This is a genomic window from Mesotoga sp. BH458_6_3_2_1 (assembly GCF_003664995.1).
In the GTDB taxonomy this organism is placed as follows: domain Bacteria; phylum Thermotogota; class Thermotogae; order Petrotogales; family Kosmotogaceae; genus Mesotoga.
Genome location: NZ_JFHL01000015.1, coordinates 93,534 through 119,337 on the forward strand (window position 1 = coordinate 93,534; position 25,804 = coordinate 119,337).

The window sequence follows — 25,804 nt, forward strand, 5'->3', positions numbered from 1 at the left end:
TTGCGCATAAGAACATATAGTGCTTTCTTTTGATCGCTATCGTTTCGTGGCGGAATTAGGTTTTTTTGTAGGGAGCATCTCTTGAATGTAGAATTCTAATGGATAGTTGAAATATATATGGAGGTGGAGAAATTGGAAAAGAAAAAGGTTTTGATTCTCGGTGCGGCTGGAAGGGACTTTCATAACTTCAACACTTACTACAGAGACAACGAAGAGTTCGAAGTAGTAGCCTTCACGGCGACACAGATTCCTGGAATCGATGGAAAAAAGTATCCTGCGGAACTCGCAGGCAGACTCTATCCAAATGGCATTCCGATACTTCCGGAAGAGGAATTCGGCAAATTGATCGATGAGCACAAGATCGATCAGGTCGTTCTCGCATACAGCGATCTTCCACATCAATATGTCATGGAGAGGGCGGCAATAGCGAACGCGCACGGTGCGGATTTCATTCTACTTGGACCCAGCAAGACAATGGTTAAATCCTCGAAACCGGTAATCTCTATCTGCGCAGTTAGGACGGGTTGTGGAAAGAGCCAGACAACCAGAAGAGTGCTCGACATTCTGAGAGCCAAGGGTAAGAAGGTTGTCTCTATCAGACATCCGATGCCTTATGGAGATCTTGTGAAGCAGAAGGTCCAGAGATTTGCCGATTATTCAGATCTGGATAAACACGAATGCACTATCGAAGAGAGAGAGGAATACGAACCCCATATAGATCGAAATGCCGTTATATATGCCGGGGTCGATTACGAAGCGATCCTCAGAGAAGCCGAAAAAGAGGATGTAGACGTAATAATATGGGACGGCGGAAACAATGATTTCTCATTTTATAAGACAGATCTGTATATAACTGTAACCGATCCTCATAGAGCCGGTCACGAGACTACATACTACCCGGGATTCACGAATCTAATGATGGCTGATGTAATTGTTATCAACAAGGAGGAGACGGCTTCTCCAGAAGATATCGACATCGTCCGAAGAAATATCGCGAAATTCAATCCCAACGCCATTGTAGTTGACGGCGCTTCACCGATAACAATTGAGGGAGGCAAGTCGTCCGAGATAAAGGGCAAGAGAGTTCTCGTCGTAGAGGATGGCCCGACCCTGACCCACGGTGGAATGAAGTACGGTGCGGGATGGGTAGCAGCAAAGAAGTTTGGCGCATCCGAGATAGTTGATCCAAGGCCTTATGCAGTAGGATCACTCGTTTCAACATATGAGAAGTACAACCACCTGGATCAAATCCTTCCGGCCATGGGATATGGCGAAAAGCAGATGAATGAGCTAGAGGATACCATAAACAAGGCCGACGTAGATCTTGTAATAATTGGTACTCCGATTGACCTGAGAAGGGTAATCGACATAAAGAAACCTGCCGTAAGAATCGGTTATGAGCTTCAGGAGATAGGGAAGCCCGATCTAGAAGAGATAATAGAAGACTTCCTTAAGGAACACAACATATTGTAGATCGGCAAAAAGGGGACTGGATAATCCAGTCCCCTTCTTTTATCTCTTCTTCTTTATCGGTATGTAGATGTCAAACTCAGAATCTTCTTTCCCTGTGAATCTTTCATCATACAGTTCAAACTCATTCAGTCCGACCGGTTCATACTCGGAATTCTGAAACCACTTTCCATAGATGTACTCGTAAGTATCCTGCAGTGAGTCAAGCTCTCCCTTGTGAGTGAAAACGGCGTAGGTTGCCTCAGGTACTTCTGCCCCAATCATTCCCTCCGGGATTCTTTCCAGAGTCGAGACGGCCAAAGAGGCTATGTAGTCGAACTTGCCGTCTATGAAGTCCTCTTCACCTGTGCACATCAGCCCGTAGCTTTCCTTCGCCGATATGACATTGTCGATCTCGGTATGCCTCTCCATGAAATCTCTCCAGAGTTTCGGGCAGTTGTTCGCCGGATCATTTCCGTAGTACTTCAAACCAATGACTTTGAATGCCGATTTGTGGATGATTTCTGGTTCCATTCTTATTCCTCCCTTGAGACCTATCAGGTCTTTTTTGCACAGTCTCTTTTTCTGAGTGACGGTGAAGTGGAGTTCAAGCCTGCGATACTTGCCAGGCGTCAAGTAGTATCTGCTTTTGAATGCTCTGGTAAATGATTCCTGCGAATCATAGCCTAACTGCAGGGCGATCTCCAGAATACTCATCGAGGTTGTAGCAAGTTTGTCGGCAGCCACGCTCAACCTTCTACCCTTGCGGTACTGGCCTATCGTCTCGCCAACAGTGTGGAAGAAGATTCGCTGAAGATGAACTGATGAGTAGAAGATTTCTGAGCAAAGATCGTCGAGAGTTATCGGGGATGAAAGGTGCTCCTCAATGTAATCTATAACGGAGTTCACACAATCGATGTAATCCTCTTTCAAAGAAGTGTCTCTGGACATCCTCCACCTTCGCAATAATCGTCTTAAAGATTATACAAGTATGGACGGGCTTGTTTTTGATCGAAAGAATCATGATGGAGTTTCTTCTAAGCCGAGTCAATCCAAAAACAATTCCGACTGAACGACACCGTTAATCACGGCAACATCAGAAGTCAACAAGCCTTTCAAGCTTCTTAGCCGCTTCTATTGTGCTGCTTACTTCTTTCGGCAGAGGAGGTATTCCCTTGAAGCCCGTTTTCCTGACGAAGTCGACAAGCATCGTCCTAAGTTCCTCAGGGTTCCAGTTAGAAAGTTTGTCCAGGGTATCTACTCCAGCGTCGTAGTATAGCCTCGCCCTAACTCCCTTCATTCCACCTAGTCTCGAAAGATCCGAGAGTCTAAGGTATTCAAGTATTCTTTCCATTTCAATTCCGGTGCGTGCAGCCAGGCTTTCTCTCAGCTCAGGCGAACCTGCGGCTGCGATCATTTGATAGGTGTAAAATATGCCCTCTTTCGCGAGTTTTTCCACTATTGTCCTGTCGTACCCGGAGAATCTATCTAGTCTCATGCCTTTCCTCTTTGCTGCAATTTCTTTTTCACGAAGTTCCGAGGCGTATTTCGCAAGTGAAGGTTCAGAAAGAAAACAGAAATACTGTGCTATGCTACGCAGTTGTTGCTTCAGGCGGGCTTTGTCATTGTAGTTCGATTTTGCGAAGCCTTCAATATCCTCTTTTTCTGCCTCTTCAATTGATTTCTCATTCGAATCAAGAAGGAATCTCTCAAAAGATGCAACTCCAGACAACATCAAGTCGATAACATTCTCACTCTTACCTTTACTCTTCAAGAAGGCTATGAAATCTTCCTCTTTTATCATCCAATCACATCCCTTGCGAAGAGAAAACGCCTAAACGATCTGGAGAATAGACCTTCTTAGCCACCCAAATGAACATAGTCAAACAATGTATTAATTACAGTGCTTCTACAGTTATCTTCGAAGCAAGACTCATCACGTCATCGAATCTACAAAGCTCTGTGCCGGGCGTCATGACGGCAGCTGAACTGGCGGCACCAGCCATTTTCAATGCAGTTTTTGCCGTCTCGCCAAGTTCTCTGTACATGCAGTATGCCGCCAGGAAAGAGTCCCCTGCGCCAACCGCGCTCTTGACAGGTACTTCAGGTACACGAATACGATAGAACTCCCCACTCACTGATGCAATCGCTCCCTCGGCTCCCATAGTCAGAAGAATTTCCTCGACTGAATACCTGCTCGACACTTCTGAAATTGCCTTTCTGAAATCCGCCTCTCCGATTAGCTCTCGATTGAGCAGCCTTTGAAGTTCGTGAATATTTGGCTTTATTCCTCTTGGCTTGGCCTCAACCCCCTTGGAGAAAGGCTCCTTGTCGGAATCGATGTAAACGTTGACTCCAATGTTCCTCATCCTTGAACAGAGTTGTGCGTAGATATTGCTGCTTACTCCTTCCGGAATGCTTCCGCACAAAAGGAGATAGTCGTCCTTTCTCAAAAGTATGTCGATTGTTTTGTAAAGTTTGTAGACTTCCTTGACGGATATTACCGGACCTGGAAGACTCATTCTGTATTGACCGCTTCCCGTCTGGACGAGAATGTTGGTCCTTGTTTCTTCTTCACTTCTTACCGTTGCATAAACGACTCCCTCATCATCGAGCATCTCTTCTATTACCTTTCCGGTATGACCTCCAAGAAAGGCAATAGCGACTGAATGGCCTCCCAGTTCATTTATCACACGTGATACGTCGACACCCTTGCCTGCAGGGTAATCTTTTACTCTATCTACCCTCACCGTATCGTCCTCGATTAGAGCGTCTGTATACAAGAATCTATCCAGCGCTGCATTCAAAGTAAGTGAGAAAATCATTATTTACACCTCCTACATCCTGCCGAGACGATAGTTGATGATTCCGAGCACTACAATTACGCTTGTCTCGACTCTTAGAGTCCTTCTTCCCAATGAAACGGGCGTACATCGGGTCGAAGCGTCTTTTATCTCCTCCGGCGCGAAGCCCCCTTCTGGTCCTACGATCAATCGCAGTTTTTCTTCAACGGCAAGTTCTTTTTCTACTTCTGCTAGAGGCCTGCCACCGAATTCCAGAAGCAGGTTATATGATCCCTCTAGAAGAAGTGTCTGGGATACAGTAATCTCGGGAATGTAAGGATTAACACTCTGCTTGGCCGCTTCCCTTGCGACCGCATTAAACTTATTCAGCTTACTTTCATCAACTCTTGAAACCGACCTAAGGCTATTGAACAATTCGATTCTGTCGACTCCCAATTCGGTTGCTTTCTCTATCAAAATATGAAGCCGTGGCCACTTTGTCGCTGCCACGGCTACAGTAATACTCTTACCGTCTTTCTCGACATGCTCACGCCCAATAATAGTTCCCGAGGCAGATGATTTCCCAAGTTCATCTAGAAGAAATCTGTAAATGGTACCTTTGCCATCAATGCCCGTTAGTTTGTCACCAGGGCTTGCTCTAGTCACTCTCAGATGTATGGTTTCACTGCTGTCTAGAATGACTCTGTTGTCTTCGGGCAGAACAAAGAAAGCATTGGGCAACTAACCAATGACCTCCTGCCTCATGTATGGTACGAGGGCTTTGGGCACATCAATCTTTCCATCACTTCTCTGGTAGTTTTCAACTATTGCTACCAGGGTCCTTCCAACGGCCAGTCCCGAGCCATTTAAACAGTGTACAAACTTCAGTTTGTTGTCACTGTCTCTGAACCTTATGTTGGCTCGTCTTGGCTGGAAGTCCTCAACGTTTGAACAGGAAGAAATCTCTCTATAAGTGCTGTAAGAAGGCAACCAAACTTCAAGATCATAGGTCTTGGCCGAGGCAAATCCGATATCCCCAGTACAAAGAGCAACTACCCGGTAAGGAAGTTCCAACTTCCTAAGAACATCTTCAGCATCGGCCGTAAGGTTCTCAAGCGCATCGTAAGAATCATCGGGACGGGTGAACCAGACAAGCTCAACCTTGTCAAATTGGTGTACTCTTATCATTCCACGAACATCCTTTCCGTACGATCCTGCCTCTCTCCTGAAGCATGCACTGTAAGCCGTGTATTTCTTAGGTAGATCTCCTTCGATAATCTCGTCCATGTGCTGCGAAACAAGAGGCACTTCTGCCGTAGGTATCATAAACATATCGTCGGGATCGATTCTGTAGGCTTCGTCCTCGAATTTTGGGAGCTGGCCGGTTGCCTGCATTGTAGCCCTCTTAACCATGAAAGGAAGAGCAACTTCTTCATATCCCTTAGAGTGATGTAGATCAAGCATGAAATTGGCAATTGCCCTCTCAAGTCTTGCTAGATCCCTTCTGAGGATTATAAATCTCGCTCCAGAAATTTTCGCGGCTCTTTCAAAGTCTATAAGACCAGTTTCCGGCCCGTAATCCCAGTGCGGTCGGATCTCAAAGTCGACCTTTCTCGGTTCTCCCCACTTCCTAACGACGACGTTATCTTCCTCACTCTTGCCAACGGGTGTTGTCGATGATGGAATATTGGGAAGATAGAGAAGCTTATTTTTCAGTTCTTCTTCTATCTGAGAAGTTCGGTTATCAAGTTCCTTGACCTCGGATGAGACCTCCTTCGCTCTTTCCATAAGCGAAAGAGCAAGTTTTTCATCTTTGATTGCTTTGGCGCGGGCAATTTCCGAAGATATGCTATTTCTCTCGGCCTTTTTTTGTTCAACTACCAGCAGCGCCTCTCTCCTCTTTGATTCCATATCAACGATCTCATCCAACAGCTCTGAGGTCATCTGCCTGTGCTCAAGAGCTCTCCTCAAAATTCCGGAGTTTTCCCTAATCAACCTTACATCAATCATGTTCTTTCCTCCTGCTAGAAAACAAGCTCTATCTCAACATCTTTTCCTTCAAATGAGTCATCATTTGTGTCGTATATCAGTTCAGCGGCCCAAATCTTTCGACTGTTCTTGAAATCGTCAACAAAGACATTTCCTCTCAAATTAAGGAGCCCCGTATCTCCAAAATACTCGAAGTAGAGTGTATCAACATTGAGATCGCCTTTGTAGTCAATGAAAATCAGGTTGGGTGTTGCCTCCTTTGTTTCCTTTGCGAAACCCTCATAGTATTCTGTTTTCTGATCGAAATTGAGGATCTCGGTCCTGTAAACATATATGTCCTTACCATCATCCTCTTTTGAGTAAATTATGGCTTCAACATCTTCAAGCAATGTACCGGTTGAGTTCTCAAGATTGTAGTCAAGCGATGAAGAGGTCGCCTCACCAGTCTGAAATCTTACAAAGGTTTCGCCTTCAGTGACAAAACTCTCCCAATCAGTAGTACCCTTTGTCGCAGTTGCCAGTGGAGTCTCAACGTAAATCTCTCCGTCCTTGTTAATGAAGACATTTCCAATAAAAGTGAAGACCTCTTTCTGCAGAGATCCCAGGACTGTGTCTCCCTTTATTCTTACTGTACTGGCAAAGATTGTTGCTGCAAGGGAAACAAAAATTAGTCCAATTATAATAACACTCTTTCTCTTCATAAACTACCTCCAGACGATTATTCGTTTGCTTTCTTAGAGTCCATTATCTCTAAAAGATTCTTGACAATTACCTCGAGAGCCTTTACCTGATCGGACTTTATTTCAGTCATTACCGATTTCAGGTACTCTACTCTTCTATCGATAACTTTCTCTATAAGTGTTCTTCCGGAATCGGAAATGTCGATTATGAATGATCTCCTATCTTTGTCGGAACGTCTTCGTTCTACCAAATCAGCATCAATAAGCCTTTTCACAAGACCCGTTGTTGTGCTCTTGGTAATTCCAAGCCAGCGACTGATGTCACTCATCCTCTTTTCTCCATTGAAGAAAAGAACCTGAAGGACATCGAATTGGGCCGGAGTGATCGGGAAGTCCCTCAGAACCTTTCTTCCTTCCCTTCTAATCCTCGTAGAAATCGTTCTAAGATTCTTCTCAAGAATTGCAGCGTCTTCCTTTTTGATTTCATTTACGGACATCACTACACCTCCAAACCCTCTGTATTGGTTGACAGAAAACGGTACTACTCAAGAGATTATATCATCATATTTACCGCGGTTAAGACTGATTCTCAGGTTGCTTACGTTCATTACTCTAGTTCTGTGGCGTTCGTATCGTGTGCTGAAGCCAATGAAATGGTGATGTATAATTTCAGTATGAAATTATCTGAAGAAGAGTATACTAAACTTGTTAGATTTGATGCCGCTTACAGAGTAGATCACAAGATAGTTGCGGGTGTAGATGAAGCCGGAAGAGGTCCTCTTGCCGGTCCCGTTGTAGCAGCTGCAGTTATTGTTCTTAATCCAGTGGAAGGGGTTTACGATTCTAAAGCTCTATGCAGAAGAATTAGAGAATCGTTGTTTGAAAGAATAATCGAGAACTCCATAATAGGTATAGGGCTTTCGTCGCCTGAAGAGATAGATCTCTTCAACGTCTTTGCAGCCACCAGGCTGGCAATGAACAGGGCACTGAGCGTTCTTTCTGAGAGGCCAGATTATGTAATCGTTGACGGAAAGTGGCTGAAATTGGATGTGAAGGGCGAGTGCATCGTCCGTGGAGATCAAAAAAGCGCATCGATAGCCAGTGCTTCAATAATTGCAAAGGTGTTTAGAGATCGGATTATGGATTCTCTCGATTCATTGTATCCTGAGTATGGTTATAGAAGGCACAAGGGTTATTGTACTGAAATGCATCTTAATGCTCTGAGAAAATTTGGACCGACAACTTGGCACAGACTAACTTACAGGCCGATTCGAGAATTGATTCCCAAGGAACTTGTATCGCGATGGTCAGAAGAAAATGAAGTAAGTAGCGCAAGGCTTTTTAGAGCAGGGTTAGCTACAATGGAGGTCAAGAATTGAGAAGGACATTTGAGGAAAGCGAATGGATAAGACTCATTGAGACAATGGAGAAACTGAGATCTCCAGGAGGCTGTGAATGGGATATAGCACAGACTCATAAGACACTTAGACCATATTTGATTGAAGAGGCGTATGAGGTGCTTGATGCCATAGATGGTGGAAATGACGAAGAGCTTGCCGAGGAGCTTGGTGATATCCTTCTTCAGGTAGTATTTCATTCACAGATTGCTGCTGAGAGAAAGGCCTTCACGATTACGGATGTTGTAAGGTTACTAATAGATAAGCTCGTGAGAAGGCACCCCCATGTCTTTTCCGATTCAAAGGGTTATTCTTATCGCCAGTGGGAAGAAATAAAAGCGAAGGAAAAGGGAGTAGACTCAACTGAGAGTTCCTCTATTGGTAAGATCAACAAGGCACTTCCGGCACTGAGTCTGGCTCGTAGGGTTCAGGAGAATGCTTCGGTCGTAGGTTTTGATTGGGATGAGATAAGCGGCCCACGCAACAAGGTAAACGAAGAGATAGAAGAGCTAGACTGTGCTATAAAGGGAAAGGATAAGAAGAAAATTGAAGAGGAAGTCGGAGATCTTCTCTTTACGATTGCAAATCTATCGAGATTCCTTGATGTGGATCCTGAATTGGCTTTAAAGAGATCAACTGAGAAATTTGTGAACCGTTTTCGAGATATGGAGAGTCATATTGAGAAGTACGGTCTGGAAATTGAAAGCATGACCATAGATGAGCTCAATCACCTGTGGGAAAAAGCGAAGGAGGGTACAAATTGAAGAAGCTGCTAATCGCTGCCCTGATGATTATGTTATTTGTTGTAACAGCGCTTGCACAGACAGAGGAGTTATCTGAAAGTGGGATAGCCGCCAAGGTAAATGGCGAGGTTATCACCATGGATGCTTTCCTTTCGAAAGTTTTGCCCAACTATACTGAGATATCAAAGAGGATTGAAGAGGTTGACCCTCTCTTTTCAGAGATGCTTCTGAATACTGAAGCCGGCCAGAAATTACTGGAGGAATACGAAAGAAATTCTCTGGAGGCTCTGATCGAAGAGACGCTTATTATTCAGTATGCTAGGGAAGCTGGAATAGAAGCCGACACCGAGGTTCTGAGAGGCGTTGTCAACAAATCAATCATGGATACTCTCACAGAATTAGCTATTGAAAAGACAGATGCGGATCTTTTCTACATTCTCAAAGGGTACATCGATGGGCTGAGTTCCTATGAGGCGAAAGTGGTTAGAGATTTGGCCTACAAAGAGGTTCTTAATGGTCTCTATGAAGCTGTTACTGAAAATGCAACTGTTACGGAAGAGGAAGTTGAGCAGTACTATCTGGCCAACTCCTCCAGGTATGCAATTGAGGAGGAAAGGGCCAATCTAAAAGTGCTACTTTTTGATTCTTTCTCTGAAGCCTACTCGGTATGGAAGGCGGCATCTAGGGATGCTAATCCTGCTTCTGTACTCGATACCTTTCCTGAAGTTCAGTCGGGGAGTTTCACGAGACAGGAGATTGAGAATCTGAATCCCGAGGTTGTGAAATCTCTCTTCAAACCGACTAATGGCGAGTTGCTTTCTTCGGTCGTGACTCTTGACAACAAATATGCTGTTATTTATCTTGAGTCATATTCTCCGGCCGGCGCTCAGGGCATTGATGACGTAAGGGAAGAGATACGGCAAATTCTGATTGCAGAGAAGAAGGACTTGCTCTGGAGAATATGGAAGGAGCAGGAATTCAAAGCTTTCAAAGAAGGAGCTGTTGTAGAGAGATACTACGATACTGATGGAGGAGAGTAGATTGAGTGTGACAAAAGAAGCTGTCATGAAAGCTCTGGGCGAAGTGTACGATCTCGAAATAGGTTTTGATATTGTCTCCCTCGGATTGATATACGGTGTAGAAGTTCAAGAAAACAACGATGTCAGAGTCAAAATGACAATGACGACGCCTATGTGTCCTTTGGCCGGGCTTATGCTCGAAGATGCAAGAAGAAAAGTGAGCGAGATCGAAGGGATCGGTGATGTCAAAATGGAACTTACCTTCGACCCACCCTGGACACCTGAGATGGCGAGTGACGACGTAAGAAAGATGCTAGGAATTTGAGATTACAGCAATTAGCGGAGATATCCAGGAAGAAACTAGCCGAGGCGGGAATTGATAATTCCCGCTTTGTTGTGTTACTGCTTGCGAAGGAATTTTTATCTCTGAGTGGAGCCGACATTATCCTCAAGAATACTGAAGAAATCGAGTATCCACTGGCCAATAGATATCTTGCTGCGGTGGAGAGAGTTGCAAGTGGAGAACCGATAGATTATGTGCTGGGATTCAGAGATTTCCTTGGTATTCGACTAAAGCTCTCTCATAGCGTCTTAATTCCCCGTAACGAGACAGAGGAGCTGGTTGAGATTGTCATTGCCAGTGAAAACAGTTCAAGAGTATTCGCCGACATAGGAACGGGAAGCGGAGCGATAGCGTGTGCATTGGCCAGTCATATTCCTTCCGCGATTGTTTACGCGACAGACATTTCGAAAGAGGCCCTTGCACTGGCAGAGGAAAATGCCAAGAGAAATGGCATTCATAACATAAAGTTCATTGAGGCAAACAACATAGAAGGGCTAGATTCTTTTCTAGAACATGTGGAAGTCCTAGTTTCTAATCCTCCATATATTAGGACAACCGACATGAATTCTCTGGATTTAGCCGTAAGAAACCATGAACCTCGGATTGCGCTGGATGGAGGAGAGGATGGTCTCGACTTCTACAGGAAGTTCTTCAGACATCTACCCTTCGGAAAGAGAGTCTACCTCGAAATATCGCAATACGAGACTGAAGGGCTTATAGGGCTGGCTCGAGACCTGCGAGGTTACTGCTACGAGTTCAGGAAGGACTTCTTGGGAAACTACCGGTTCATGATTCTTCATCCAGAAGATTGAGAACTTGGCATGAAAACCTTTCCAGTTCGACCCTGAAGAGATGATCAGCAAGATAATCTAGACCCGTCTCTTCCCTGTTAATGATTGCGACTTTTGCACCGGAAGATCTGGCAATAACTGGAAACTGAGCAGCCGGATACACCATCAGTGAAGAGCCCATAGCAAGAAAGAGATTACAGTTTTGCGCAGCTTCCTCTGCCTTTTCGATTGCATCTTCGGGAAGCATCTCACCGAAAAAGACGATTCTTGGTTTTATCAGACCACCGCAACTGCATTTAGGGACATCGGTTCTTTGTAGAACGAGTTCAAGCTCTGTCCTGTCAAATTCCTTTCCACATTTCATACAATCAAACAAAGAGGCTGTCCCGTGCAGTTCAACCACTTCTTTTGCCCCGGCCTTCTGTTGAAGACCATCGATGTTCTGAGTTATTATCGTTTTGATTAACCCCATTTTCTGAAGCTTCACCAAGAGAATGTGAGTTGCATTGGGTTTGGCGTCTGCCATCGTGTGGATTCTCTCTTTTGCCACTTTGTAGTATCCGGCAGGGTCCTTCATGAATGCGCTTATCTCAAAAATAGCTGGTGAGACTTTACTGTAAAGACCCCCAGGGCTTCTAAAATCTGGAATGCCGCTTGCAACGGAAACGCCCGCACCAGTAAGTACCGAGGTGTTTGCTGATTCTCTTATCAGGGAAATGAGCAAATCGGCTTCTTGGCTGACGCTACTCACCTCTTGCAAATTGAATCTTCGGAAAGTTTGTCTTGCCTGTATCGGTCCAAACGAAGACATTTTCATCTGCAGAGAACGTGGGGGCGGGGTCTACACCAATTATCGTTGCATCGAGAGGCAGCGAGACTGTCAGCGAATAAGCTTCACCAGTCAGATCGAATTCCATCTCTCCCATGTCAGTATTTACTACACCGTCCTCAACGGCTGCAAAACCTGAAATGACAGCGTGTTCAATTACCTTCACTCTGTTTGAACCAAGAACCGTAGCCGTAGATTGAAAGTCCTCAACAAACATCTGTCTGCTGAAGCTCTCCGCGAACTGGTTCATTGATTCCTGAAAATCTGTCAGTTGTTCTTCCTGAGATTTATCGTATTGTTCAAGGAATTGTGTCATCTGGCTGGGTTTGTTGAAAATTATCTCGGTTTCGATATCAAGTGTAGCCCGGCCCTCGTAGTCATATGAATAGTTGCTGTTGGATGACAAGGTATCTATATCCAGTCTGTTGTTAAATGCCATGAACATGTTTATTGCAGTCATTCCAACCATAACAACAACAAGTATGATAAGAAGGGTGTTGAATTTCATTTGTAACCTCCCAATAATTATTAGATTGCCCTGAGAATATGATAACATCATTCTGTGCTAAAATACATTGTGGCCCTTTGTGGTTGCCATCAACGATCAGCTAGTGCATTTATATTTCTGTGTTTCGGTTTGGAGGGATTTCAGTGCGAATTCTAAGCGGTATGCGCTCCACTGGCAGACTTCATCTGGGGCATTTTGTCACTCTAGAGAAGTGGAAGGAACTGCAAGACCAGGGGAATCAATGTTTCTACTTCGTGGCAAACTGGCACGGTCTTACTTCTCACATTGATGCAACTTCTAGTTTTCACGACTGGACTCTCGACATCATCAGAACATATGTTTCAGTTGGTCTTGATCCGGAGAAGTCGGTTCTGTTCATTCAATCTGCAATAAAGGAACATGCGGAGCTATTCCTTTATTTTTCAATGCTTGTATCTGTTTCTAGGCTAGAGCGTGTTCCCACTTACAAGGATCAGAAGGAACAGATAGCAAACAGGGATCTATCAAGTGGTGGATTCTTGCTGTACCCAGTTCTTCAGGCCGCAGATATTCTAATGTATCTTGCCACAGGAGTTCCAGTTGGAGAGGATCAGATATATCACGTAGAGCTTACCAGGGAGATTGCCAGGAAATTTAACAACCAATTTGCCGAGGTCTTTCCAGAGCCTGAGCCTATTCTGGCAAAAGTTCCCAAGCTTCCTGGGACGGACGGCAGAAAGATGTCCAAGAGCTATGAAAACTATATTCTTATAGATACAGATGAGAAAGAGCTCTGGAAAATGATTGCTCCAATGATGACAGATCCTGCAAGAAAGAGAAGAAATGATCCTGGAGATCCTGAGAAATGCCCGGTTTGGGACTATCACAAAGCCTTCACTTCATCTGATGAAGAAAAAGAATGGGTTGTTGAAGGATGCAAGACGGCAAATATAGGGTGCCTTGAATGCAAGAGGGTACTTCAGAGAAACCTTGTCGCCAAACTATCTCCTGTGTGGGAAAGACTGTCATATCTCAAGGAGAACACTTCAGAGCTTTCCAGAATAATTGAAGATGGAAATCGAAAGGCTAGAGAAGTGGCAAAGGAGACAATGAAGAAAGTTCTTGAAGCAACGAAGCTGGGGTGGTGACCATGGAACAGCTTGAACTGGTCTTCAGTTTTCCAGAATTTGAAGGACCACTTGATCTACTGGTTTATCTAGTCAGGAAACACCGGGTGGATATTCGTTTGATACCTATCACAGTTATTGCAGATGAGTTCATCACGCATGTAAATAAAATGAAATCACTTGACATGGTAGTGACTTCGGATTTCCTTGTTATGGCTTCAACCCTAATGGAGATGAAATCGAAAGCTCTGCTTCCCAGAATCAGTAACAACGAGGCTGAAGTATTTGACAACCAGAGGAAGGAGCTTTACCGGAGAGTCGAGGAGTATAAGGCTCTGAAGGACCTGTCTAAGGAATTTAGGGTAAAGCTGTATGATGCATACAGCTATGAAAGGGCAACCGCGAGGCCAACTGTAGATAGAGAAAGAAAGGAAGATCTTCCAGATGAATTGACAGAAGCGTTCAAGGCAATACTAAAAGAAACTGTGCTAAGAGAGAGGGTATATACAATAGTCTCGGAAAGCGTAAACGTTGAAGATAGAATGATGCAGATTGAGCAACTCTATGAAACGATAGAGCTTTACAAATTCCTAATGAGTCTCGAAAGCAGATCAGAGATTATCGTTTCCTTTCTGGCAGTTCTTGAGTTGCTAAAACTGAACAGGTATTATCTTGACACCGTAGAACCTCTCACTCTCAGGAGGAAGGTTTCGTGAGCGAGGAATTAACAAAGAAGGCCGTCATGGAAGCATTGATATTTTCAGCAAAGAGTGGAATTGAGCCTTCACGAATAGCCTCGATTATTGGGATAAAGCTTAGTCAGGTTATGTTGCTTCTTGAAGAACTTGAAAAAGAATATGAAGGTCATGAACACGGTGTTGTGATCAAGTCAGTCAATGGAAAGCTCAGGTTCTATACGAAGGCATCGATTCAGTCATATGTGAGTCAAATTTCGGTAAGGCCTCTTGTAAGCATAACAGACACTCAGATGGAAGTTCTGGCAATTGTAGCCATCAAAGGTCCGCTAACCAGGAATGATGTTGAGCTTGTTAGGGGACGTTCTTCGCAGTCCCAGCTTCTAGAGCTATCGAAAATGGGGCTCATCGGAAAGAGAAAGTCTAAGTTGCCCGGGAGGCCTTACCTCTACAAAGTTAGTTCTCGATTCTACGAGTTGTTTCAGGTTGACGATCTTGCAGAGATCGTTCAAGGGTTGGCTTTCGGCGAGGGAGAAGATAAATTTGAGACTTCACGAGATAATCTCACAGATAACGGGAATGTCGAGGAGAAAATCAACGCAAGCGATTTTGGACGGGAGAGTGAAATTGAACGGCAGGATAGAAACTTATCCGAGACTTGATGTAACGCCTGAATCTTCTCAAATACTTCTTGACGGAAGCAGACTGAGTTTTTCCAGCGAAGAGAAGGTAGTCTATTTAGTCAACAAACCCATTGGATATCTCAGCGCCATGAGCGATGATCGAGGAAGAAAAACGCTTACAGACTTAATTAATGGAAAGATTAAGGAGAGGGTTTTTCATGTGGGAAGGCTAGATCAAGACAGCTGTGGTCTCATATTGATGACAAACGACGGCGATCTTGCAAATCTTGTTTCTCATCCTGCTTCGGAGATAGAAAAAACTTATGTTGCGGGAGTAAAGGGGATTCTTGCCGATAGCGAACTCCAAGCAGTGAAGATTGGAGTCACTCTTAACGATGGATTCAAAACCTCTCCCGCAAAGATAAGGCTTCTAAGAAGTGAAAGAAACTTTTCGAAGTATTCTATTACGATTTATGAGGGCCATAAACGAGAGATAAGAGAGATTTTTAGGGTGTTCAATAAACCAGTTGTGAGCCTTGTCAGAGTATCAATCGGGTCATTGGGTATATCTCTTGTTCCTAATCCTGGCGATGTAAAGAGACTTAGCCGGAAGGAAATTGATTTGCTAAGCAAAGGGGCCCAGAAGAGGACCCCCGGAAAAGTCAACAAGAACCTTTAGCTGCATATACTGGCAGGGTCTTTCTCTTCAGCTGCTCAGATCGACAACGAACGCACCAATGTAAGTGTCAGCTGCTCCGTAGTAAAGAATCAGTCTTTCTTCCATGACTACCGCCCCTTCAATGAAAATTACGTTCGGAACTTGACCTTGCTTTTCCCAGGAAAGTTCCGGCTCAACAAGAGGTTTGTCCGTCCTTCTTACAAGTTTCCTGGGATTATTGATATCAAACAGGGCAGCTCCGGGTCTGTAGATCGTCGAAAAATCCGCACTGTTATAGATCAACAATATTCCTTCATCAGTGATTATTGGAGTTGGGCCTGGCTCGATCAACCTGCTGTCAAAGTTTCCCGGTCTTGGTTCCATTACTGGTCGGGGATAGATAGTCCAGTTCTTCAGGTCTGTGGAGTAAGCGAGCTTAATAGAGGAATCGCCGAAATACATGAAATACTTGCCATCAATCTTTGCAGGTACAATCGCACCGGACTTTGACCATGTATCACCTTCAAAGACCGGTCCCTGCTTTTCCCATTCAACAAAATCTGTTGATGTAGCGATGCATAGTCTCGCTTTCCCACCGTCATATCCTGTGTAAGTGAGAATGTAGAGTTCTTCAATCTTCACTATACGGGGATCTTCACATCCACCTGGGATTTCGTATGGCTCAGTGGGAGATATCAGGGGAAGATCATTTCGTGAAAATTCAAACCCATCTTCCGACTTGGCCATGCCTATCCTGGATGTGCCGTGCCATCTACCTGTTCCCGTCCAGTCTTCAGACCTGTACAGCAGATACACTGTTGAATCCACAACTATGGCAGTCGGATTGAATACGGCCTTGCTTTCCCATTCAATACCTTGTGGCATCAGCAAAGGAAGAGTAGAAGCTCTTTCAATATTATAAAGCGATTCAAACTTTATAGAGACTGCACATCCAAATGAAACCAGGAAGAGAAATACCAATATCAATTGTCTTTTCATATGATCAACTCCTTATCCAGTCAAACACAGCCTCTTTCTCAATTGTTGCGACGGCAATATGGTTATCTGCCGCTCCGTAATAGATGAAATAGTTATCTTCATGCTCAACCATCGCGTCGGAGAAGACAACGTTGGGAACACCTCCAAAGATTTCCCACTCTTCTTCAGGTTCAAGAATTGGTTCATCGCTTCTCTTTATAACTTTCTCGGGGTTCTCTAGATCCAGAACCATAAAGCCAAGTCGATAAGTTGGTCTAGGGGTATTTTCAACACCATGGTAAAGTACAAGCCATCCGTATTCGGTCTCAACTGGAGGTGCACCTACTCCAATTTTCAGGTTGTCCCACTTACCTGTTCTGGGACCTGCGATGGAAGTGAATTTCGACCATGTATCTAAATCATCTGAATATGCCAGGTACATGTCTGGCTCAATTCTATGGAACATCACATAGCGACCCCTAATCTTCTTTGGGAAGAGCGCTGCATCTTTGTTGTCGATATCTGGAATTATTACGCCGTAACGTTCCCACCGAAGAAAGTCAATAGTCGAAGCCATTGATATTCTAATCCCTTGAGGTGAGTATGCGGTGTATTGCATATAGGTTTTTCCTTCCAGCTCAGTCAACCTGGGATCTTCAACACCGTAGAGTTCCCACTGACTTCCGGGAGTGAAGACGGGTTTTTCAAAACGGTTGAATCTGAGTCCATCTAGTGAAACGGCGTATCCCATTCTCGATACCATATCTTCGCCCTGAGCCCTGTAAATCATGTGAAACAACCCTTGCCGTTTTATAACGGCGCAGTTGAAAACATATTTGGATTCCCAATGATGTTGCGATATCGGAGAAAACAGAGGATTTAACGGGTGCCTTTTTAGTTTGATCACAACTTTCACTCCTTATTTCAATGACATAGAGATTCCTTGAAGGAAGTACTTTCTGAACACCAGGAATATTACTACCATTGGCATAGTTTGAAGTACAGAACCTGCAAGGACCGGACCCAGATAGCTTCCGTACTGCATATTGAAGCTTGCAAGAAGTACTGAAAGCGGCATCTTTGTGTAGTCGCTCACAACAATCAGAGGCCACATGAAATTATCCCATATTCCGATGAAAGTGAAGAGACCTACGATCGATACAGTTGAACTTGCAAGTGGAACTAAAACCCTGGTGATTATCCATAGATCATTTGCTCCATCCATTCTGGCCGCTTCTAGGTACTCGTTAGGTACTGCTCTGAAGGACTGTGTGAACATGAATATTCCCCAGGCAGATACGAGTGAAGGAAGTATGAGAGCTGTTCTGGTGTCAATGAGACCGAGATTCCTTATAAGGACATATAAAGGAACAATGAAGAGAAATCCCGGGAATATCATTTGAAAGATTATGAAATTGAATACTGCATTTCTTCCTTTGAAACTCAGCCTGGATAGTCCGAAACCGACTAGAGCCGAGGTTACTAGTACTCCCAACGTGACGGTTACCGATATGAAAATAGAATTGCCAAGAGCCTGAATGAAGGGCCTTTCCATTTTGTCGGCAGCTTCCAGTATGAACTTGTAATTCTCGAAAGTGAACTGACTTGGAAGAAATCCGCCGTAAATCTCGTTGGTCGGTTTGAACGATGATAATAGCATCCAAACGTATGGATAGATCCATACAATTGAGGTGGCAAAGAGAACAATGTAGAGGATAATCGTAGAAAGTTTTTTCATACAATTTCCACCTCCCGCTCAACAAGCTTCCTAGTCAGTATGACGCATCCGTAGCTTAGTAAGGCCACAACTATAGCCAGTGATGAGGCATAGCCGGGATTTATCTTCTGGAATGCGGTGGTGTATATCAGCATCTGAAACGTGTATGTAGTCCTCATTGGACCACCTCCAGTGATTAGGAAGGGTTCAGTGAATATCCCGAAAGTAAGGGTAAGAGAAAGAACTAATACCATAACTAAAGAGGGATTAATGAGAGGCAGAGTGATTCTGAAGAACTTGGTTGTTTTCCCTGCGCCATCCAGTTCTGCCGCTTCATAGAGACTTTCGGGGATTGCCTGAAGCCCGGAAAAGAGGATAAGGCCGTAATAACCGATAAACTTCCAAGTCACCATCGCAGCTATAGATAGAGTGGCCAGTTGAGGACTGCTAAACCAGGGAATGGTGATTCCAAATAAGGCTCTTGTGAGCTCATTAAGAGGACCGTTTATTGCGAACAATTTCTGAAAGATTATAGAATAGGCAACTCCGGAGGAGACATTTGCTACGAGAAATGCGAGTATGAAAAATGTTCGGAATAGCTTGACTCTCTTCAAGCCAAGAGCAAAAAGCAAGGAGAGACCGAGAACCATCGGAATGAAATACAGCATGAAGTTGAAGGTGTTCAGTACGACCCTCCAGAAGAGCTCATCTTGGAACAACCTTACGAAATTCTCAAACCAGACGAATTTTCTGGGGGTGAAGTAGTTCCATTTTGAAAGGGCAAGAATTACCAGCCAGACAAACGGATATCCCCAAAAAATTGCCGTATATATGAGATATCCGCCTGACAGAGACCAGCCTTTTATTGCGTCGATGGTTTTCAATCTCTTCCTCACAGTAAATCACCTCTTCTCCTAGAAGAGTTCTCTACGTATTCTCGTTGCCGCATCACCTAGTGCATCGAACGGACTGGATTTTCCATACATTATTTGCTCTATTAGGAATGTTGTGAGAATATCCTGAACTTCAACTGTCTTCGTAGTAAGCGCTGGGGGGACCGCATAGGCAACGTGGCTAGCGTAGGCAGCAAACTTTGGATTATCCTCCATGTATTGCTGAAATATCGGGTTAGTAAGCAGATCCTCCCTTGCTGGTGGAAGATTAGTGACCTCCATCCACTTTCTGTCTTTCTCGATGTCTGAATAGACCCATTTGATAAAGCTCCATGCTTCTTCCTTGTGCTTTGTTGTGGCAAACATGACTAATCCTTTAGTATCAGCGAAAGTAAATATCGGGTTGTCTTCGGGGTAATCATCTGGAACTGGGGGAGGAGTTATTGTTATGTGATCAAAGACATCGGGGAAGAGATTCCTGGCTTGATTTATCTCCCACGGTCCAAATATACCTCCAAGAACGACTCCAAAGTAAAATGGATTGCTACCTAGATCAACCGCCGTCCAGTTATTTCTGAACATAGTGTCGATGAACGTAACGACTTCTTTTCCAGTGTCGTTGTTGAATAGAGCTCTTGCCTTTTCAACATCGAGATAAGGAGAACCTTCGCTAGCAGAATAGTAGTAAGTTATGAAGTCGTACCACCTGTCGTACCAGTTTCTGCCCATAACTACAAGCGTTCCATACTTTTCATAGGGCAAGGAGTACTTCTCACTAATCTCATAGATTTCCGAGTAGGTCCTGGGCGGCTTGTCATAACCCAGCTCCTTCAGAATGTCTGATCTCCACCACATCATTATGGGGTTAGAGTAAATGGGGAGAACGAAATAGTCGCTTCCAAACTTCCAGTTTTCGACAATGGAGGTCATTTTTCTCTGTTCCATGAGTTCCCAGAAATCTGGAAAAGAATTCAAGGGGACTAGTATATCTGCTTCAATAAGCTGTGCTGCAAAGCCCGAGAAGATGTTTGTACAGATATCTGGCATTCTTCCAGATGCTATTGATGTCAGTATAGCTTCTTCTGAACTACCCGCTGCGGGAATCGTTGACCACTTTATCTGGATTTCAGGGTTATTCTGATTCCACTCAGTAACAACCTCCTTCCAGAAGCTTTCCTGGAGGGGATTGGGTGCTGTCCAGAATACCAGTTCAGTGCCAAATAACCCAATAAGGAAACACAGGAACGCTACTAACAGAAGAGTCTTTTTCATTATGCTTTACCTCCTTTTCTATGAAGTGCTCTCTCTCTGAATGAATTCAGTGAACAAAGAAATCTTCGTCGGATGAGGCTCACTTCCGATTAGCAAGCTCTGCAATCTTCTTGATGCAACGACTCCCATCTCCTGCTTGAAGATCTTGAAAGTTGTTAGTGAAGGAGAGGTGGCAGAAGAACTCACTATATCATCAAATCCAATTATCGAGACCTCTTCCGGAATCCTTATCCCTCTAGCCTGCAGCTCTTCCAGTGCTCTTATCGCTGCAGTATCGTTACATCCAAAGACAGCATCTGGAAGTCCATATCTTGAAAGCAAGAGATCGATAATAGGGCTCATGTTATCGTTCTCCTCATCAAATTCAAACGCTTTCGGAAGGAGACCAGCGCTTTCCATTGCCGAAACATAGCCATCGTACCTATCCTTGAAGCCAAAGTGAGATAAGGGGCCATGGATATTCACAATCTTCTTCAATCCCTTTGAAAGCAACTTTCTGATTCCATAAATGGCTCCGTCATATCCATCAGAGACGACACAATCAACTTTCACTCCGGCCAAGTATTGGTCAATAAGTACAACTGGCTTTCCCCTGTTCTTAACACTTCTAACATCATTTTCTTTTATTTCTCCTCCAATCATGAGATATCCATCAAAATCGTTCGAAAACTCATCGATTGGAATAAGCTCACCTCTCATATTATTGCTTCTGAAAAACGCTTCTATTCCGTTCAGGACGATAGTATAGAATTGATCTGACTTATCAGAGAGAATTCGGAACAATCTCTTTCCTGCGACAATTCCAATATTGAAAGTGAGCTTCCGGCTTGCGAGGTAACTGGCAACTCTAGAAGGGCTGTATTCAAGTTCTTCAACAGCCAAAAGGACCTTCTCTCTGGATTTCTGAGAAACGTATCCGCTTTTGTTAAGCACTCTGGAAACTGTCGCTGTTGAGACTTCTGCTAGTCTGGCGACATCGGATAGTTTTGCAGACACAAGTATCACCTCAATATATGTAAACGCTTACAGCCTCAAAAATAATATACCCTTATTTAGTAAGGATAATCACATCTATTCCCGGTCAATCAAGATCATCTGATGATGAATAAGAATGATCAAGCTATAAATTCGCGTTATTTATTTCTATATCCCTATATTACGTTGTATATTGTCTATTATTCATTAAAAGAGAAGCAATAGTATGAAATAGCTAATTATATGATCTTCTTAGCCTATCAGCATCATTAGTAGTTCTAGTACGATCAAAATTCTTCTAGATCAAAGAAGTCATGAGATTCTATAATCTCATTGATATGTAAGCGATTTCACATCGACTTTTTGGGAGGTGTTTGTATGAAGAAGTTCTTGGTTCTGTTCTTTATATTAATTTCGGTCTTTCTTGCTGCTGAAACGGTTAAGGTTCCTGTATTTGTTAATTCCTTTTCCGGTGAGTCCATCGCAGTGACAATAACCATGAGCGAGATCCTTGATCTCGTGGGAGTTGACTTCGACGCTAATTGGGATTCCCTGAGAGTGTTTCAGGATGGGAAGGAACTTCCTTATCAGATTGATGATGCGGATTTTAACGGTAAGTTGTCTTCTGGAGATATTCTTTCCTTCTTGATTACGGGACCAGCGGAAATAGCCGTTACTGACGATTTCGACATCCTTCCTCCTGTTTACGACGCAGCGGGAAAAGTAGTTGAAGAAGAGGGACAGTGGCTTGTTGAGATCGGAGAGATAAGTGCTGTCGCAAATAACAGAGGTCTTGTAAAGATCACTGGTTTTGGAGATGTCGAAGGGACAGTCTTGGATGAAATCGGTATTGTAAGAATGTCAGGATATGTAGGATCGACCTACTATATTGATGGTGAGTTTGGCAGACATGAGGAGAAGACTTCTGGAGACTTCATAGTAAAAGAAGCTACAGTTCTTCCTGCAGGCCCTGTAGGAATAACAGTTGTTAGCACGCTTGAAGCCCAACCGTTCCTCGGAATAACTCAAAAGATCATTACAACATTATTCAGCAATGGAGATATCATTTCTCATAACACCTTTGAGTTTGCGACATACGCAGAACTAATGAAACTGCAGATAATGGCAACAAGAGTATTGACTGACGTAGCCGAGGACACGGTCCATACGCTTCCTGTATTCAGAAGACTTCTCTGGGCCGATCAACTGAATATTACACCACTTGAATACTGGCTTGATAGAAATGCGATCATGTTTTCCGGGAACAAACCTTACATAGTTTTCCCGGCCGTCGATTCTATGAGACCTCTCTGGTGGGGTGCAACATACATTTTTGCATCCGAGGAGAGCTGGAGAGCCAACTACTCGCAGTCGTTGAAGACAGGTGTAGCTGAGATAAATCCAGAGGTTCCAGTCGTAGTCGCCGACTATGAAAAGTGGATGGGAGGCCTTACCTGGGTATATGAGAGTAGAGAATTCAGAGACGGATACTTTGAATGGATGCCAGGTGAGATCGATATCTTCGAGAGCACGAAAGACTACGTATCATCAAATTGGGAAGACTATGTAAGACGCTTTGCGTCAGGAGATATTGTCAGTTTCAAAAGGATTTACTCGTTATTCAATGCCGACTCGATAGAGGACTCGATAGAATTCGTTGAACTGAAGAAGTCAGAAATTCATTCACTCAAGATCGGAGAGTGACTAATCGATAATGAAGGGTGAGAGGCTTCCTCTCACCCTTTTCTTTTGGAGGTTCCTATGAAGAAAGCACTGGTTATTCCAATACTTTTTATTTCGTTAATGCTCATAGGAGTTGAAGTTCAGATCAATCTGGATCATCTTGAGTTTCTCAGAGATCATTTTGCTGTTGAAGGAGAGAGTGAAATCGGTTACTGGATCTATTCTAACAGGCTTTCTGACGGCAATTACAGGTATGCCGACGCCCCGGGTGAAGGAGTGACATGCGTCGATGATGTTGCAAGGGCTGCAATTCTATATTTGAGGCTTTTTGAGATCTCTGGAATGGAGCAACACTACGATCGCGCCAAAGAAGCTCTCGGATTTGTGCTCTCCATGCAGGACAGTGATGGAGATTTCTACAATTTTGTCTTCGAGGACGGTAGCATTAACAGAAACGGTCCCACATCAAGAAAAGGAGGCAACTGGTGGGCTGCGAGAGCTCTATGGGCTCTTGCGAAAGGGGCCCGAGTTTCTCAGAGTCTTGATCCGGAGTTCTCGATGAGGTTAGCAGATGCTGCACAACGTTGCTTCCGAGAAATCATCAGCTTTGAACGGGACGGTCTTATACAGGGATACACCGATCTTTCCTCAGTAGTTCTTCTCGGAGCAGCGGAATTGTATCCCATGAGCAACGATGCGCTATTGGGAGGGTTCATAAAGAGATGTGCAGCCGCTCTGCAGAGCAAAGTCATTCAAGATAAGGAATCGATTTTCAATGGTCTTGTCGATGAATCATCGCCTTCAGAACCGAGATACTTCTGGCACGGGTGGGGCTCAAGACAGCTGGAAGCGTTGGCAGTAGCCGGAGAGATTCTAGAAGATGACAGCCTTATTGAAATCTCGGCAGAATCATTCAAGCGAAACTCTATTCTCCTAATAAATGCCGGGCCACTATACTCGATTTCGGGTTATCTGCAACTATTCCCGCAGATTGCCTACGCAGCTGAATCGGCAATTTCAACGGGCTTCAGCCTATATCAGTTAACTGGTGATGGGGATATCGCTACTATAACTGCTCTTCTTGGAAGTTGGTTCCTAGGAGTCAACAAGTTGAGTCAGTCAATGATAGGAGAGAACGGGGAGGGATTTGATGGACTTGAGTTCTCACACGTGAACAGAAATGCTGGAGCGGAATCAACAATTTCCATGCTTCTTTCTCTGGAGAGAATCAAAAGACTTCCCGAAGAGTATGGAGATCTGTTCTCAGCAGGGATAGAGCTTCTCACCCCGGTAGTGGTTTTGGAAGCTGAATCTATGAGGGCGGGCCTTTCAGAATCGGAAATAATACAGAGTACGGGAGTCTCGGGAAATGCATTGATCAAGATTTCCGGAGCATTCAGTTTACGTCTACCTGTCACCCTCGCAGAGGCATCGTATTCAGTGTTTGCGGCCGTAAACGAATCAAGAACGAATGAAGTGGTCTTCACCTTGAGACTGGGAGAATCAAAGTCGGAAAGGACGGTAAAGATCGAAGAGAAAACAGTACAGAAGCTGGGAGTCCTTAAGGGAAATGGAAAAGAGACAACGCTTACGGTCGGAGGAAAACTGAGTGAAGGAAGCCTTGATATCGATCAGATCATTCTGGTACCAGATATCGTTGCAGCATATCTTATTGAAGAAGACGCATCGATTGTTTTCAATTTCAATGGGTGCAGCGGATTTGACTATGGAATATCCGTAATCGATGGTAAGGTCTTTGAGAGAGAAAAGAGCATCGTACAAGTACCCGTGCTTTCCGTAAGCCTTATTGAAATGAATGGCTTTGTCCATCTAGATCTGCTCGAGTATTTCGATAACAATGGAATTGCTACCTCTGACGAAAGGAAAATGGCAAACTTCGATAATCCTCAAGGACTATTCGGAGCTTCTTACATATCCTCGGAGCTGGAAAAAGTTATAGATTCCGGTTCTCTTGCTGTAGAAGACACCGAATTTCTTGTTTATGTAGACGGAAACGACAACTTCAGACTTACAGGACAGGCGCTGACGTTTTCTGCAGAAGTATTCGATGGGATCTGCTTTTTGGGTGCGGCGAATCACGGCGATTACACGGGTGAAGCTCTCCTAATTTATGAAGATGACTATCAACAAGTGATTCCGTTGTCTTTTGCCGACTGGTGCGGAGGCCCCTCGACAGGAGAAAAGATCGCCTTCGAGTTCTCAGGTAGGTATGATAATACAGGTAACACAGAGAGAATTAATTGCATGTTATATTACCGTTGTGTCGATCTTCTCGATAAACCTTTAAAGGGAATAGTATTACCTCAAATACCTAATGTACATCTTTTCGCAATTTCGCTCTCTAGAGGTGGTTACGGTTCTCAGGAAAAGTAACTGCTGATTTTGAACTGAAATTCAGATGTAGAAGGCCGATTGTGTGATGAAAGTATAGTCCCTCTAAAAAACTATATTAGAAATGGATTCCGGATTGCAGGGTTAGGGCTTACAGATGCCGCTGTCCGCCTGATAGTCGATGCTGCTCGCTGAAAAACTTCGTTCTTGATCCTTCGTCCAAGACCGTGAACCCGTCCTTGGATAAGATCAAAATCGTCACGGGCTCTCTCTCGGAGAACGGTCAACGGATTACCTCTGACTCAACTTTGACAGCAACGA

27 protein-coding genes are annotated in these 25,804 nt (G+C 44.1%); 12 read left to right on the top strand and 15 right to left on the bottom strand.

Features of this window, described 5'->3' with window-relative positions; genetic code table 11:
• Positions 1–132 precede the first annotated feature (132 nt).
• Entirely contained in the window at positions 133–1,473 is a 1,341-nt protein-coding gene (locus Y697_RS08195; protein WP_121551148.1) for a cyclic 2,3-diphosphoglycerate synthase, read from the top strand.
• A gap of 39 nt (positions 1,474–1,512) precedes the next feature.
• Here the strand turns inward: Y697_RS08195 and Y697_RS08200 are convergent, their stop codons facing one another.
• The 7 genes from Y697_RS08200 to Y697_RS08230 form a co-directional block, all read right to left on the bottom strand.
• Positions 1,513–2,400 carry an AraC family transcriptional regulator gene (locus Y697_RS08200; RefSeq protein WP_121551149.1) on the bottom strand — a complete coding sequence of 296 codons (888 nt, stop codon included), beginning with the start codon at positions 2,398–2,400 and terminating at the stop codon, positions 1,513–1,515.
• A gap of 145 nt (positions 2,401–2,545) precedes the next feature.
• Positions 2,546–3,253 carry a DUF4332 domain-containing protein gene (locus Y697_RS08205; protein ID WP_121551150.1) on the bottom strand — a complete coding sequence of 236 codons (708 nt, stop codon included), beginning with the start codon at positions 3,251–3,253 and terminating at the stop codon, positions 2,546–2,548.
• 94 nt (positions 3,254–3,347) lie between these two features.
• The gene (locus Y697_RS08210; RefSeq protein ID WP_121551151.1) at positions 3,348–4,274 is read right to left on the bottom strand and encodes a 1-phosphofructokinase family hexose kinase; all 927 of its coding nucleotides are present in this window, start codon (positions 4,272–4,274) and stop codon (positions 3,348–3,350) included.
• Between the two features lie 12 nt (positions 4,275–4,286).
• Positions 4,287–4,973, bottom strand: a complete 687-nt coding sequence (locus Y697_RS08215) for a 16S rRNA (uracil(1498)-N(3))-methyltransferase (RefSeq protein ID WP_121551152.1) — start codon at positions 4,971–4,973, stop codon at positions 4,287–4,289.
• Positions 4,974–6,242, bottom strand: coding sequence for a serine--tRNA ligase (gene serS, locus Y697_RS08220; RefSeq protein ID WP_121551153.1), 1,269 nt, complete (start codon positions 6,240–6,242; stop codon positions 4,974–4,976).
• A gap of 14 nt (positions 6,243–6,256) precedes the next feature.
• Complete coding sequence (locus tag Y697_RS08225; RefSeq protein WP_121551154.1) at positions 6,257–6,922, bottom strand: OstA family protein; 666 nt, start codon at positions 6,920–6,922, stop codon at positions 6,257–6,259.
• A 17-nt stretch (positions 6,923–6,939) separates the two neighbouring features.
• Positions 6,940–7,398 carry a MarR family winged helix-turn-helix transcriptional regulator gene (locus tag Y697_RS08230; RefSeq protein ID WP_121551155.1) on the bottom strand — a complete coding sequence of 153 codons (459 nt, stop codon included), beginning with the start codon at positions 7,396–7,398 and terminating at the stop codon, positions 6,940–6,942.
• 177 nt (positions 7,399–7,575) lie between these two features.
• On the opposite strand from Y697_RS08230, the gene Y697_RS08235 reads away from it, so the two are divergent.
• Genes Y697_RS08235 through prmC form a run of 5 tightly spaced genes read left to right on the top strand, consistent with a single transcriptional unit; the run spans position 7,576 to position 11,215 of the window.
• Complete coding sequence (locus Y697_RS08235; protein ID WP_259462392.1) at positions 7,576–8,280, top strand: ribonuclease HII; 705 nt, start codon at positions 7,576–7,578, stop codon at positions 8,278–8,280.
• Positions 8,277–9,062, top strand: a complete 786-nt coding sequence (gene mazG, locus Y697_RS08240) for a nucleoside triphosphate pyrophosphohydrolase (RefSeq protein ID WP_121551157.1) — start codon at positions 8,277–8,279, stop codon at positions 9,060–9,062. The genes Y697_RS08235 and mazG overlap by 4 nt, the downstream gene beginning before the upstream one ends.
• Positions 9,059–10,081 carry a SurA N-terminal domain-containing protein gene (locus Y697_RS08245; RefSeq protein ID WP_259462393.1) on the top strand — a complete coding sequence of 341 codons (1,023 nt, stop codon included), beginning with the start codon at positions 9,059–9,061 and terminating at the stop codon, positions 10,079–10,081. The genes mazG and Y697_RS08245 overlap by 4 nt, the downstream gene beginning before the upstream one ends.
• Position 10,082: 1 nt before the next feature.
• Entirely contained in the window at positions 10,083–10,385 is a 303-nt protein-coding gene (locus Y697_RS08250) for a metal-sulfur cluster assembly factor (protein ID WP_121551158.1), read from the top strand.
• The gene (gene prmC, locus Y697_RS08255) at positions 10,382–11,215 is read left to right on the top strand and encodes a peptide chain release factor N(5)-glutamine methyltransferase (RefSeq protein WP_121551159.1); all 834 of its coding nucleotides are present in this window, start codon (positions 10,382–10,384) and stop codon (positions 11,213–11,215) included. The genes Y697_RS08250 and prmC overlap by 4 nt, the downstream gene beginning before the upstream one ends.
• Here prmC and Y697_RS08260 read toward each other — a convergent pair.
• On the bottom strand, positions 11,190–11,945 hold the full coding sequence (locus Y697_RS08260) for an NAD-dependent protein deacylase (protein ID WP_121551175.1): 756 nt from the start codon (positions 11,943–11,945) through the stop codon (positions 11,190–11,192). The two genes, prmC and Y697_RS08260, sit on opposite strands and share 26 nt — an antisense overlap.
• On the bottom strand, positions 11,938–12,531 hold the full coding sequence (locus Y697_RS08265; protein ID WP_121551160.1) for a DUF4897 domain-containing protein: 594 nt from the start codon (positions 12,529–12,531) through the stop codon (positions 11,938–11,940). The genes Y697_RS08260 and Y697_RS08265 overlap by 8 nt, the downstream gene beginning before the upstream one ends.
• 143 nt (positions 12,532–12,674) lie before the next feature.
• On the opposite strand from Y697_RS08265, the gene trpS reads away from it, so the two are divergent.
• Genes trpS through Y697_RS08285 form a run of 4 tightly spaced genes read left to right on the top strand, consistent with a single transcriptional unit; the run spans position 12,675 to position 15,634 of the window.
• Positions 12,675–13,658, top strand: a complete 984-nt coding sequence (gene trpS / locus Y697_RS08270; protein WP_121551161.1) for a tryptophan--tRNA ligase — start codon at positions 12,675–12,677, stop codon at positions 13,656–13,658.
• 2 nt (positions 13,659–13,660) lie between these two features.
• Positions 13,661–14,353, top strand: a complete 693-nt coding sequence (locus Y697_RS08275) for a ScpA family protein (protein WP_121551162.1) — start codon at positions 13,661–13,663, stop codon at positions 14,351–14,353.
• Complete coding sequence (gene scpB, locus Y697_RS08280; protein WP_121551163.1) at positions 14,350–14,994, top strand: SMC-Scp complex subunit ScpB; 645 nt, start codon at positions 14,350–14,352, stop codon at positions 14,992–14,994. The genes Y697_RS08275 and scpB overlap by 4 nt, the downstream gene beginning before the upstream one ends.
• Complete coding sequence (locus tag Y697_RS08285) at positions 14,954–15,634, top strand: pseudouridine synthase (RefSeq protein WP_259462397.1); 681 nt, start codon at positions 14,954–14,956, stop codon at positions 15,632–15,634. The genes scpB and Y697_RS08285 overlap by 41 nt, the downstream gene beginning before the upstream one ends.
• A gap of 27 nt (positions 15,635–15,661) precedes the next feature.
• Here the strand turns inward: Y697_RS08285 and Y697_RS08290 are convergent, their stop codons facing one another.
• Genes Y697_RS08290 through Y697_RS08315 form a run of 6 tightly spaced genes read right to left on the bottom strand, consistent with a single transcriptional unit; the run spans position 15,662 to position 21,469 of the window.
• Positions 15,662–16,612, bottom strand: a complete 951-nt coding sequence (locus Y697_RS08290) for a glycoside hydrolase family 130 protein (RefSeq protein ID WP_121551165.1) — start codon at positions 16,610–16,612, stop codon at positions 15,662–15,664.
• Between the two features lie 4 nt (positions 16,613–16,616).
• Positions 16,617–17,498 carry a glycosidase gene (locus Y697_RS08295; protein ID WP_121551166.1) on the bottom strand — a complete coding sequence of 294 codons (882 nt, stop codon included), beginning with the start codon at positions 17,496–17,498 and terminating at the stop codon, positions 16,617–16,619.
• Between the two features lie 12 nt (positions 17,499–17,510).
• Positions 17,511–18,329, bottom strand: coding sequence for a carbohydrate ABC transporter permease (locus Y697_RS08300; RefSeq protein WP_121551167.1), 819 nt, complete (start codon positions 18,327–18,329; stop codon positions 17,511–17,513).
• On the bottom strand, positions 18,326–19,204 hold the full coding sequence (locus Y697_RS08305) for a carbohydrate ABC transporter permease (RefSeq protein WP_121551168.1): 879 nt from the start codon (positions 19,202–19,204) through the stop codon (positions 18,326–18,328). The genes Y697_RS08300 and Y697_RS08305 overlap by 4 nt, the downstream gene beginning before the upstream one ends.
• Positions 19,205–19,222: 18 nt before the next feature.
• Positions 19,223–20,473 (bottom strand): extracellular solute-binding protein, encoded by a 1,251-nt coding sequence (locus tag Y697_RS08310; RefSeq protein WP_121551169.1) that lies wholly within the window; start codon positions 20,471–20,473, stop codon positions 19,223–19,225.
• An 18-nt stretch (positions 20,474–20,491) separates the two neighbouring features.
• Positions 20,492–21,469 (bottom strand): LacI family DNA-binding transcriptional regulator, encoded by a 978-nt coding sequence (locus Y697_RS08315; protein WP_121551170.1) that lies wholly within the window; start codon positions 21,467–21,469, stop codon positions 20,492–20,494.
• A gap of 357 nt (positions 21,470–21,826) precedes the next feature.
• On the opposite strand from Y697_RS08315, the gene Y697_RS08320 reads away from it, so the two are divergent.
• Together Y697_RS08320 and Y697_RS08325 are read left to right on the top strand one after the other, a co-directional pair.
• On the top strand, positions 21,827–23,152 hold the full coding sequence (locus Y697_RS08320) for a hypothetical protein (protein ID WP_121551171.1): 1,326 nt from the start codon (positions 21,827–21,829) through the stop codon (positions 23,150–23,152).
• A gap of 57 nt (positions 23,153–23,209) precedes the next feature.
• Positions 23,210–25,525 (top strand): hypothetical protein, encoded by a 2,316-nt coding sequence (locus tag Y697_RS08325; protein ID WP_121551172.1) that lies wholly within the window; start codon positions 23,210–23,212, stop codon positions 25,523–25,525.
• Positions 25,526–25,804: the final 279 nt, after the last annotated feature.

What these genes read in the sequence shown, in the direction of transcription:
- Y697_RS08230 (WP_121551155.1), bottom strand. Translation starts at nt 7,398, where the DNA reads ATGTCCGTAAATGAAATCAAAAAGGAAGACGCTGCAATTCTTGAGAAG.
- Y697_RS08235 (WP_259462392.1), top strand. Translation starts at nt 7,576, where the DNA reads ATGAAATTATCTGAAGAAGAGTATACTAAACTTGTTAGATTTGATGCC.
- Y697_RS08290 (WP_121551165.1), bottom strand. Translation starts at nt 16,612, where the DNA reads ATGAAAAGACAATTGATATTGGTATTTCTCTTCCTGGTTTCATTTGGA.
- Y697_RS08210 (WP_121551151.1), bottom strand. Translation starts at nt 4,274, where the DNA reads ATGATTTTCTCACTTACTTTGAATGCAGCGCTGGATAGATTCTTGTAT.
- Y697_RS08325 (WP_121551172.1), top strand. Translation starts at nt 23,210, where the DNA reads ATGAAGAAAGCACTGGTTATTCCAATACTTTTTATTTCGTTAATGCTC.
- Y697_RS08205 (WP_121551150.1), bottom strand. Translation starts at nt 3,253, where the DNA reads ATGATAAAAGAGGAAGATTTCATAGCCTTCTTGAAGAGTAAAGGTAAG.
- Y697_RS08200 (WP_121551149.1), bottom strand. Translation starts at nt 2,400, where the DNA reads ATGTCCAGAGACACTTCTTTGAAAGAGGATTACATCGATTGTGTGAAC.
- Y697_RS08310 (WP_121551169.1), bottom strand. Translation starts at nt 20,473, where the DNA reads ATGAAAAAGACTCTTCTGTTAGTAGCGTTCCTGTGTTTCCTTATTGGG.
- serS (WP_121551153.1), bottom strand. Translation starts at nt 6,242, where the DNA reads ATGATTGATGTAAGGTTGATTAGGGAAAACTCCGGAATTTTGAGGAGA.
- Y697_RS08300 (WP_121551167.1), bottom strand. Translation starts at nt 18,329, where the DNA reads ATGAAAAAACTTTCTACGATTATCCTCTACATTGTTCTCTTTGCCACC.
- Y697_RS08265 (WP_121551160.1), bottom strand. Translation starts at nt 12,531, where the DNA reads ATGAAATTCAACACCCTTCTTATCATACTTGTTGTTGTTATGGTTGGA.
- Y697_RS08320 (WP_121551171.1), top strand. Translation starts at nt 21,827, where the DNA reads ATGAAGAAGTTCTTGGTTCTGTTCTTTATATTAATTTCGGTCTTTCTT.
- Y697_RS08275 (WP_121551162.1), top strand. Translation starts at nt 13,661, where the DNA reads ATGGAACAGCTTGAACTGGTCTTCAGTTTTCCAGAATTTGAAGGACCA.
- Y697_RS08225 (WP_121551154.1), bottom strand. Translation starts at nt 6,922, where the DNA reads ATGAAGAGAAAGAGTGTTATTATAATTGGACTAATTTTTGTTTCCCTT.